We start from the raw sequence: 8,746 nt of genomic DNA on the forward strand, positions 1-8,746 counted from the left end.
CCGAGCGCGGAGCGCCGAGCGCGGCGTCATCCTCGGCGCTCGGCGCCCGGCGCTCCCGTCGCGATCCGCCGGCGCCCGAGGCGCCGCGCGGAACGCCGCACGCGCACGCCAGCGCGGAGTACTCTACACGGCGGCGCGCGCGTGCAGCTCGGCGACCTCGCGCGCGAGGCGCGCCGGGTCCGCGGCCTCCAGCGGGTGCCCGGTGTTCGGGAGCACCGCCAGCTCGCCCTTCGGCAGCGCGCGCGCCGCGGCGGCCGTCTCCTCCAGCGACACGGTGGCGTCGCGGTCGCCGACGCACAGCCGCGCCGGGCACGCGACGCCCGCCAGCACCTCCGGCGTGACGGCGGCGCGGGCGGCGATCGCGTGCATCATCGCCGCGGTGCGGGCGAGCAGCGGCTCCCACCCGCCGGCGCCGGCGCGGCGCGCCGCCAGCGCGTCGGCGAAGCGCGGCACCTTGGCGCGGAGCGTCGCCGGGTCGAGGCGCGACGCCTCGCGCGCCGCGCCCTCGGGCGTCCACGCGAGCTTGGTCGCGTGCGTCACCACCGCGCGCACGCGCGCCGGGTGCTGCGCCGCCAGCAGCAGCGCGACGTAGCCGCCCATGCTGTAGCCGAACAGCGTGGCGCGGTCGGCGCCGTCGCGGTCGAGCGCGTCGAGGACGCCGGCGGCCAGGCGCGCGACGTCGAGCGGCGCGTCGGGGGCGCCGTCGGGGTCGGGGGTCGCGCCGTGGCCCGGGAACTCGTGCGTGCGCACCGGCGTGCCGGCGACCAGCAGCGGGCGGAGCGCGACCTCGAGCGGGTGCAGCGTGTCGCGGGCGCCGAGCGCGCCGTGGAGCAGGTAGACGGGGGCGGTCATGCGCGGAAGGTAAGCCCGCGCCTCGCCGGTCCGCACGGTGACTCGGCGGTGACCCGGGCGGTGATCGCGGGGTGAGCGCGCGGCCGATCCTTCGCACGCCGCCCGGACGCGCCGGGCGACGCCACGTCCCGACGCCACCACCTGAGGTCATACACGATGTCCCGCTTCCCCGCCTCCGCCCCGCGCCTGCCGCTGACGCTCGCCGCGCTCGCGCTCACCGCCGCCTGCAGCGACGCCCCGCTCGCCCCCGACGCCGCGCCCTCGGCGCGTCCCAGCCGCGCCGCGTCGCCGGCGGCCACGCCCACGGTCGTCGCGCCGGCGGGGATGATCCCGGGCCACATCCGGCTCCTGCGGGCGGGCTCGCCGAACGCATTCGTGCCCGGCGCGACCGTGCGCTTCGTCACCGACAAGGCGATCCTCCAGGTCCGCGACAACGGCGAGGGCGACATCGGGATCGCCTCGGGCCCCATCATGGCCTTCCTGCCGATCTCGACGTCGTACAAGGCGGAGGTCGTGAGCGTGCCGGTCGGCTACCACGTGCCCGCGCCGACGCCCCTGTACGGGAAGGTCGAGTGGTCCGACGGCGCGCCCATGGTCACCTTCCCGGACGTGGAGCTGTCGCCCAAGAAGCAGGTGCAGATCAACCTGCTCGACATGCAGAAGCGGCGCGTGCCCGGCGCGACGGTCGTGGTCACGCTCCCCGGGTTCGACTTCCAGTTCGTGATCACCGACGGCGGCGCCGGCGACGTGAACCCGCTGGGCTGGCAGCTGCCCGCGGACGGGCAGGTGACGGCCTACATGCCGGTGCAGACGTTCGCGTCGGTCAAGGTCTGCGAGCAGGCGCCGCCGGCCGGGTTCCTGATGGCGAACCCGGCGTGCCAGACGATCACCAACCAGTCGTCGTCCAAGTCGCTGTCGGTGAGCTTCCTCCACCAGGGCGGGATCGTCGCGCCGCCGCCGGCGTCCTGACGCGCACCCGCGGGCGCGGCCGGCTCAGACGATGACCGACCGCGTCCGCAGCAGCGCCGCGCCGAGCGCGGCGTCGCCCTCCACCCGGACCGCCGACGGATCGTACGGCGCGTTGTAGAGCACCCGCCACGCGGCGTCGGGCGTCGCGCGCACGCGCGCGGCCAGCGCCGAGTGGCGCGCCGCGCCGAGCGCCCACCCCGAATCGCCGCGCGTCAGCGTCCACGCCCAGGCGTCGTCCCCCGCCACCTCGAACGCCGCCGTCGCCTCGCGCGGCGCGTCGACCGCCGCGAGCGCGTGCGGCAGCGCCCGCACCGACGCGTCGAGCAGCGGCCCGTACCAGCGCGGCGCGAGCAGCACGGCGCCCGCCCCCACCGCGTCGCGGATCTGCATCTGGTGGTGCCAGCGCTCGGTGTACTCGCGCGCCGTGTCCATCCACTGCGCGGACGCCGACTCGCCCGCCCAGCTCACCGGGAACAGCGACGGCGCCTCCGGCGGCAGCGACTCCAGCAGGTCGGCGACCCACCCGCCCGCGAGCGCGAGCAGCTCGGTCAGCAGCCGCGGGCTCACGCGCGCGCCCCACGCCACGCCGGCCGCGTTCATCCCGTTGACGAAGCGCGCGAGGTCGCGCTCCGAGGCGATCGGCCCGTCCGGCGGCACCAGGTGCCCGTCGCGGTACGCCGACAGCTTGCGCAGGTCGCCGTCGAGCAGGTGGGCGGCGACGTCGTGCACGCGCCACGCGCCGGCGACGGTGGGGCGCGCCCAGTCGTCGGCCGACAGCCCGCGCAGCAGCGCGAGCAGCTCGCCGAGCAGGGGGCGGAGGAGCGGGGCGGTGTCGCGCGGCGGGAGCGTCACGCGACCGTCAGCGCGCGGTCACGCGGCGCGCGCGCCGGCGCCGCGCGCCAGCCCCGCCACGAACTCGAACGTGCGCCGCTCGGCGTAGTAGTCGGGGCGCCACGGGACGCGCCCGCCGACGAACCCCACGTGCCCGCCGCGCGCGTGGAACTCGACCGACAGCGCCGGGTTGGCGGCGGCGAGCGCGCGCACCTCGTCGAGCACCGCCGCCGGGAGGAACGGGTCGTCGACCGCGCTCAGGAGCAGCGTCGGGACGCGCACGCCCGCCAGGAAGCCGATCGCGCTGCTGCGCGCGTAGTAGTCGTCGGCGCCCGCGAAGCCGTGCACCGGCCCGGTGAGCACGTCGTCGAAGTCGTAGAGCGTGCGCACCCCCGGCAGCCGCTCGGCGCGGATGAGGTCCGGGTAGACCGTGAGCTTCGTCTCCACCTTGCGCACCAGCGAGCGCAGGAAGTGGCGCTCGTAGACGCGCGAGAAGCCGCGGCTGATGTGGCGCGAGCCGCGCGCGAGGTCGTACGGCACCGAGATCGCCACGGCGCGCCGCAGCGTGGCCGGGACGCGCGTGCCGCGCTCGCCGAGGTACTTCACGAGCTGGTTGCCGCCGAGCGACACGCCGCAGGCGGCGAGCGGCGCGTCGGGGAACTCGGCGGCGATGCGGTCGAGCACCATGCCGGCGTCGGCGGTCTCGCCGGAGTGGTAGAAGCGGCGCTGCCGGTTCATCTCGGGGCCGCACGAGCGGTGCAGCATGAGGTCCATCCCCCACCCGCGCCGCGCCGCCTCGGCGAACATGCCGTGCGCGTAGTGGGACTGGAGGCCGCCCTCGAGCCCGTGCAGCAGGAGCAGGCGCGGCGCGCGCGCGGGGTCGCCGCGCGCCGGGTCGGCGTCGAGGCGCACGACGTCGAGGAAGTCGCCGTCGGGGGTGTCCCACCGCTCGGTGCGCGTGGCCGCGGGGCGCGGGCGGCGCGTGAGCTTCCCCCAGATCGTCTGCAGGTGCGCGTTGCGCGCCCACCAGGCGGGGCGGAACTCGGGGGCGGGGGCGGCGGGAGGCATCGGCGTCACGGCGGGCGACGCCGACAAGATACTGCCTCGCTAGCGCGCCGGCATGCGCAGGACGAACGCGTTGGACCGGCGGGCGCCGACGGGGAACGGCTCGCCGAACGGCAGCCGGTCCTGGTAGGAGCGCAGGACGTCGTGGAAGACCGCCCGGTACGTGCCCCCCAGCTCCGCGGACGGGAAGCGCGGCACCACGTCGGACCCGGGGAGCCCGCCGTACACGGACAGCGCGTGGCGGTACGACGCGCCCGGCGGGACGACGATCGCGGGGCTCAGGCACGTCGGGTTGACGGCGTCCCAGAAGGGCTCCCACACGCCGTCGCGCAGCCGCTCCAGCGCGACCCCGGTGCGGCCGCCGCAGTTGACGATGTGGGCGGTGTCGGCGGTCGCGTTGCGGAAGGTGAACGCGATCCCCACCTCGTACACGGCGAAGGTCCGGCGCAGCGTGTAGGCGAGCGAGTCGGTCTGGAAGAGCGGCGTGGTGTCGCGCGCCGGGGTCGGCACGGCCGCGGGCGCGTGCACGTCGACGGGGATCGTGACCGTCGCGCTGCGGTCGGGCGTCTGCACGGTGACCGACCCGGTCCCCGCCGACCGCGCCCGGACGACCGCCGTGCTGTCGCTGGTGACGCGCACGTCGGCGACGTCCGACGCGTTGCTGGCGAACCCGATCCGCGCGGGACGCGCGCGGCCGTCGCCGGTCCGGACCCGCACGAGGAGCACCCCCGAGTCGCCGACGGCGAGCGTCATGCGCTCCGGCGTGGTCTCGACGACGTCGCCGATCCCGATCAGGGACCGGTCGTCGTCCCCGCAGGCGACGGCAGCGAGCGCGAGGAGCGGAGCGAGACGGCGAGGGCGCATGCGAGGCAAGCTACGCGCGGGCGGTGCGGAAGCTCCACTGGCCCTGCGACCTGCGACACGGCAACTGCCAGGAGAACGGATGCTCCGGATGAGACGGATCCGTTGCATCCGTACGATCCGTTCTCCCGGCCGTTTGAAGGTCCCAGCTCGCACATCTTAGCTTCCCCGCATGGAAGTCCAGATCTTCGGCCACAAGAAGGACCCCGACACGCGCAAGGCGCTCCGCTTCTTCGCCGAGCGCCGCGTGAAGACGCACTTCGTCGACTTCGCCGAGCGCGCCGCCTCGCTCGGCGAGCTGCGGCGGTTCGCGCAGAAGTTCGGCGTGCCGGCGCTCGTGGACCGCGAGGGGAAGCGGTTCGGCGAGCGCGGCCTCGGCGTCGCGCGCTACGGCGACGAGCGCTGGCTGGAGCTGCTCGTGGACGATCCCGGGCTCGTCCGTACGCCGCTGGTCCGGTTCCAGCACAAGCTGACGCTCGGGCTGAACGAGGCCGAGTGGAAGCAGTGGTGCGGCAAGTGAGGGGGAGCACCGCCGGGCCCGCCGTGTGACGGTCGGGGCCACGAGGCGTCTGTCTCCCGCCCCCGCGGCCGTCGTAACGTGGCGGTCCGCCCGGTCGGTCGGGGCGGGACGGACGCGAGTGCCCGGTCCCCGGGCGGGAGACGAGGCGTGATCGATTCCGACGCGACGACCGTGGCGCCCGCCGGGGCGCCCGCCGACCCCACCGCCGAGGACGCGGCGCAGACCGCGGCGCCGGCCGTCGCGCCCGTCGCGATCGCCGTCGAGCCGCCGGCGGCGCGCGACTGGACGCCCGAGGACCGGGTGCACGAGGTGCGCAGCTGGCTCGAGCCGCGCCTTTGGCCGACTCCCGCGTGGGCGGCCCGCCCGCGCCGGATCGGGCCGCGCTACGAGGCCCAGCTCCTCCAGCTGGCCCGGGCGCGCTACCTGGAGCTCGAGACCGACTTCCGCACCCTGTTCGCCGCCCGCGCCGCCGACGGCGCCGACAGCGAGCCCGGCGACGTCGTGACCGGGCAGTGCGTCCTCGGGCTGCTGCACGGGGCGCGGCAGGGGCTCGAGATGGCCGACGTCGACCTGGCCGCCGTCTCGGCCGCCCTCGACCTCGCCGAGCGGTGCCTGCTGTGGGCCACCCCGGCGCCGCTGCTGGCCGCCCGGGTGCCGGGGGTGCGTCGGCGCCTGGAGCGCGAGGTCGGGCTGGGGGGCGACCGCGACCGACTCCTCCCGCTGGTGCGCCGGCTGGGCGCGCTGGAGGGAGCGGTGGCCGGGCGCGGGGTCGGGCTCCCCGAGCTGCGGGCGGCGATGGACGAGGGGCTGGCGGCGCTGCACGCCGCGGTCGTCGAGCGCGAGGGGCAGGGGGTGCTGCGGCTGGAGCGGCTGTACGCGCTGCGCGACCGGGCGCTCCTGCTGCTGGGGACGTCGGTGGCGCTGCTGCCGATGCTGCTCCCGGCGCGGGCGCCGGCCGGGGCGGTGAAGCTGGCCGTCCCGTTCGTGCTGCGGCACATCCCGATCGCCGCCTCCGACGCCTGGATGGCCGGGACCGCGGTGGCGCTGTGCGGCGCCGCCGGCGGCTTCCTGAGCGGGCTGCTGCGCACCCGGCTGCGCCCGGCGACGGCCGCCGAGCAGCTGGAGGGGGTGCTGCGGCTGGAGCTGCGCGCCGCCGTCGGGGCGCTGGTGGCGGTGGCCGCGTTCGTCCTCCTGTCGTGGGGGGTGCTGCCGGGGCTCGCGGTGGTCAGCGGCGGCTTCTTCCTCGCGATGGCGTTCGGGGTCGGGTTCGCGGAGCGGATCTTCCTGCGCCGCCTCGACGCCGACGAGCCGGCGGCGCCGGCGGCGGCGGCGGCGCGCGTCGAGCGGGTGGAGCGCGACGGGTTCGGCGGCGCGGAGCGGCTGGGCGGGCGTCCGGGCGGCGCCCCGGCCTACGCCAACGGCGGGCGGGTGGCGGCGGCGCTCGACAAGCGCTGAGCGGCGAGCGGCGAGCGTGTCGCGCTGTCCTCGACGCGCGCCGCTCGCCGCCCGGCCCCGTCCGGGGCGCGGCTAGATTCCGGGCATGACGCAGCTCGCGGTCTCCAACGTCGCCGTCGAATTCGGCGCCACCACGCTCTTCCAGGACGTCACCTTCACCGTCGCCGCCGGCGAGCGGTGGGGGATCGTCGGGCGCAACGGCTCGGGCAAGACGACGCTCTTCAGGCTGCTCACGGGGCAACTGGCGCCGACGCGCGGGCAGATCGCGCGGCAGCCCGGGCTCACGGTCACGCTGCTGGAGCAGCACCGCGACTTCGGCGACGCCGAGACGGTGTGGGACGGCGTGGCCGGCGCGTTCGCCGGGCTGCGCGCGCTGGAGCGGCGGCTGGCCGAGCAGGCGGCGGCGCTCGAGACGTCGCACGACGAGGCGGCGCTGGAGCGCTACGGGCACGACCTGGAGCGGTTCGAGCGCGAGGGGGGCTACAGCTACCACGCGCGCGTCGACCAGGTGCTGGAGGGGCTCGGCTTCGACGCCGAGGCCTCCAAGACGCGCATGCTGAAGACGCTCTCCGGCGGCGAGCGCGGGCGCGTGGGGCTGGCGCGCCAGCTCGTGCTCCCCGGCGACGTGCTGCTGCTCGACGAGCCGACGAACCACCTCGACCTCGAGACGACGCGCTGGCTGGAGGCGTACCTCCAGGGCGTGGACCGCACGGTCATCCTGGTCAGCCACGACCGCGCGTTCCTGGCCGCGGTGGTCGACCACGTGCTGCACGTCGAGGGCGGCTCGATGTTCCCGTACGTCGGGGGCTACGAGGCGTTCGTCGCGCAGCGCACCGAGCGCCGGCTCGCGCAGCAGCGCCAGTTCGACAAGCAGCAGAAGACGATCGCGGCGCAGGAGGACTACATCCGCCGCAACCTCGCCGGGCAGAACACGAAGCAGGCGAAGGGGCGGCGCAAGCTGCTCGCCCGCCTGCCGCGCCTGAGCGCGCCGCTCGGCGGCGAGGACGTGATGGCGCTGCGGCTGGAGTCGGGCGCGCGCGGCGGGGACCAGGTGCTGGTGGCGGAGAAGGCCACGCTCGGCGTGCCCCTCGGCGCTCCGCGCTCGGCGCTCGCTCCGGCGGACGGCCACGCCAGCGTCGAGCGTCGAGCGTCGAGCGTCGAGGGGCATCGCGTCCTGATCCGCGACTTCACCACCCGCCTCACGCGCGGCGAGGTCGTGGGCTTCATCGGCCCGAACGGCGCCGGCAAGAGCACGCTGCTGAAGGCGATCGTCGGCGACCGGTCGGCGCTGCTCGGCGGGTCGCTGCGGGTCGGCGACTCGATCGCGGTCGCGCACTACCGGCAGGACCTGGCGCAGGTGCCGTTCGGCAGGACGCTGTACGACGTGATCCAGGACCTGCGCCCGACGTGGGAGCGCCGGCTGGTGCAGGGGCACCTCGGGCGCTTCGGCTTCAGCGGCGACGAGGTGCAGCGGCGCGCCGAGACGCTGTCGGGCGGCGAGCGGGCGCGCGTGGCGCTGGCGATGATGATGCTGCAGCGCGCCAACCTGCTGATCCTCGACGAGCCGACGAACCACCTCGACGTCGAGAGCATCGAGGCGCTGGAGGACGCGCTCGACGGCTTCGACGGGACGGTGCTGCTGGTGTCGCACGACCGCGCGCTGCTGCGCGCGCTGGCGACGCAGGTGTGGGCGCTGCACGACGGGCGCGTGCACGCGTTCGAGCAGCCGTTCGCCGAGTGGGAGGCGGAGGGGGGCGAGGCGCTGCTGTCGACGGCCGCCGCGCGCTCCGCCGACGCCGGCGCGCAGGCCGAGGCGCGCCTGCGCCGGCGAGAGGAGGAGCGCGGGGGGCACCAGCGCGAGCAGGAGGCGGCGGCGCGCGCCGCCGAGGCGGAGCAGCGCAGGGCGACCGACCGCGACGCGCGGAAGGCGGGGCGCGACGCGCAGCGCCACGTCGAGCGGGCGGAGCGGCGGGCGGCGGAGCTGGAGGCCGAGGTGGCGCGGCTGCAGGCGGAGCTCGACGACCCGACGCTGTACGCGACGGCCGAGGGCGTGCAGCGCGCGGCCGCGATGGCGCGCACGCTCGACGAGCGGAAGGTGGCGCTCGACGCGGCGCTCGCCGAGGGGGCGGAGGCGGGCTGACCGGCTGGGGCGCGACCCCGCGGCGGCGCGTCGAGGCGCTGGTCGCGCTGGCG

General features: G+C 76.7%; 8 protein-coding genes. 4 read left to right on the top strand and 4 right to left on the bottom strand.

The window, feature by feature from the left end:
- Nucleotides 1-123 precede the first annotated feature (123 nt).
- Nucleotides 124-852, bottom strand: coding sequence for an alpha/beta fold hydrolase (locus PYV61_RS15905; RefSeq protein ID WP_275833324.1), 729 nt, complete (start codon nt 850-852; stop codon nt 124-126).
- 156 nt (nt 853-1,008) lie between these two features.
- Here PYV61_RS15905 and PYV61_RS15910 point away from each other — a divergent pair, with 156 nt between their 5' ends.
- On the top strand, nt 1,009-1,821 hold the full coding sequence (locus PYV61_RS15910; RefSeq protein WP_275833326.1) for a hypothetical protein: 813 nt from the start codon (nt 1,009-1,011) through the stop codon (nt 1,819-1,821).
- 24 nt (nt 1,822-1,845) lie between these two features.
- On the opposite strand, the gene PYV61_RS15915 is transcribed toward PYV61_RS15910, so the two are convergent.
- The 3 genes from PYV61_RS15915 to PYV61_RS15925 are packed head-to-tail and all read right to left on the bottom strand — an operon-like array spanning nt 1,846 to nt 4,581.
- Nucleotides 1,846-2,673, bottom strand: coding sequence for a maleylpyruvate isomerase N-terminal domain-containing protein (locus tag PYV61_RS15915; protein WP_275833329.1), 828 nt, complete (start codon nt 2,671-2,673; stop codon nt 1,846-1,848).
- A gap of 18 nt (nt 2,674-2,691) precedes the next feature.
- Nucleotides 2,692-3,720 carry a hydrolase gene (locus tag PYV61_RS15920; RefSeq protein WP_275833332.1) on the bottom strand — a complete coding sequence of 343 codons (1,029 nt, stop codon included), beginning with the start codon at nt 3,718-3,720 and terminating at the stop codon, nt 2,692-2,694.
- Nucleotides 3,721-3,759: 39 nt separating this feature from the next.
- Entirely contained in the window at nt 3,760-4,581 is an 822-nt protein-coding gene (locus tag PYV61_RS15925) for a hypothetical protein (protein ID WP_275833335.1), read from the bottom strand.
- Between the two features lie 169 nt (nt 4,582-4,750).
- Here PYV61_RS15925 and PYV61_RS15930 point away from each other — a divergent pair, with 169 nt between their 5' ends.
- The 3 genes from PYV61_RS15930 to PYV61_RS15940 all read left to right on the top strand — a co-directional run bounded on the left by PYV61_RS15930 (nt 4,751) and on the right by PYV61_RS15940 (nt 8,693).
- Nucleotides 4,751-5,098: an ArsC/Spx/MgsR family protein gene (locus PYV61_RS15930; protein WP_275833337.1), complete on the top strand. Its 348-nt coding sequence runs from the start codon at nt 4,751-4,753 to the stop codon at nt 5,096-5,098.
- 147 nt (nt 5,099-5,245) lie between these two features.
- Nucleotides 5,246-6,553 carry a hypothetical protein gene (locus tag PYV61_RS15935; RefSeq protein ID WP_275833339.1) on the top strand — a complete coding sequence of 436 codons (1,308 nt, stop codon included), beginning with the start codon at nt 5,246-5,248 and terminating at the stop codon, nt 6,551-6,553.
- 85 nt (nt 6,554-6,638) lie between these two features.
- The gene (locus tag PYV61_RS15940; RefSeq protein WP_275833341.1) at nt 6,639-8,693 is read left to right on the top strand and encodes an ABC-F family ATP-binding cassette domain-containing protein; all 2,055 of its coding nucleotides are present in this window, start codon (nt 6,639-6,641) and stop codon (nt 8,691-8,693) included.
- Nucleotides 8,694-8,746: the final 53 nt, after the last annotated feature.

Origin of the sequence: Roseisolibacter sp. H3M3-2, from assembly GCF_029211165.1 — a bacterium.
In the GTDB taxonomy this organism is placed as follows: domain Bacteria; phylum Gemmatimonadota; class Gemmatimonadetes; order Gemmatimonadales; family Gemmatimonadaceae; genus Roseisolibacter.

What these genes read in the sequence shown, in the direction of transcription:
- PYV61_RS15905 (WP_275833324.1), bottom strand. Translation starts at nt 852, where the DNA reads ATGACCGCCCCCGTCTACCTGCTCCACGGCGCGCTCGGCGCCCGCGAC.
- PYV61_RS15910 (WP_275833326.1), top strand. Translation starts at nt 1,009, where the DNA reads ATGTCCCGCTTCCCCGCCTCCGCCCCGCGCCTGCCGCTGACGCTCGCC.
- PYV61_RS15920 (WP_275833332.1), bottom strand. Translation starts at nt 3,720, where the DNA reads ATGCCTCCCGCCGCCCCCGCCCCCGAGTTCCGCCCCGCCTGGTGGGCG.
- PYV61_RS15925 (WP_275833335.1), bottom strand. Translation starts at nt 4,581, where the DNA reads ATGCGCCCTCGCCGTCTCGCTCCGCTCCTCGCGCTCGCTGCCGTCGCC.
- PYV61_RS15930 (WP_275833337.1), top strand. Translation starts at nt 4,751, where the DNA reads ATGGAAGTCCAGATCTTCGGCCACAAGAAGGACCCCGACACGCGCAAG.
- PYV61_RS15940 (WP_275833341.1), top strand. Translation starts at nt 6,639, where the DNA reads ATGACGCAGCTCGCGGTCTCCAACGTCGCCGTCGAATTCGGCGCCACC.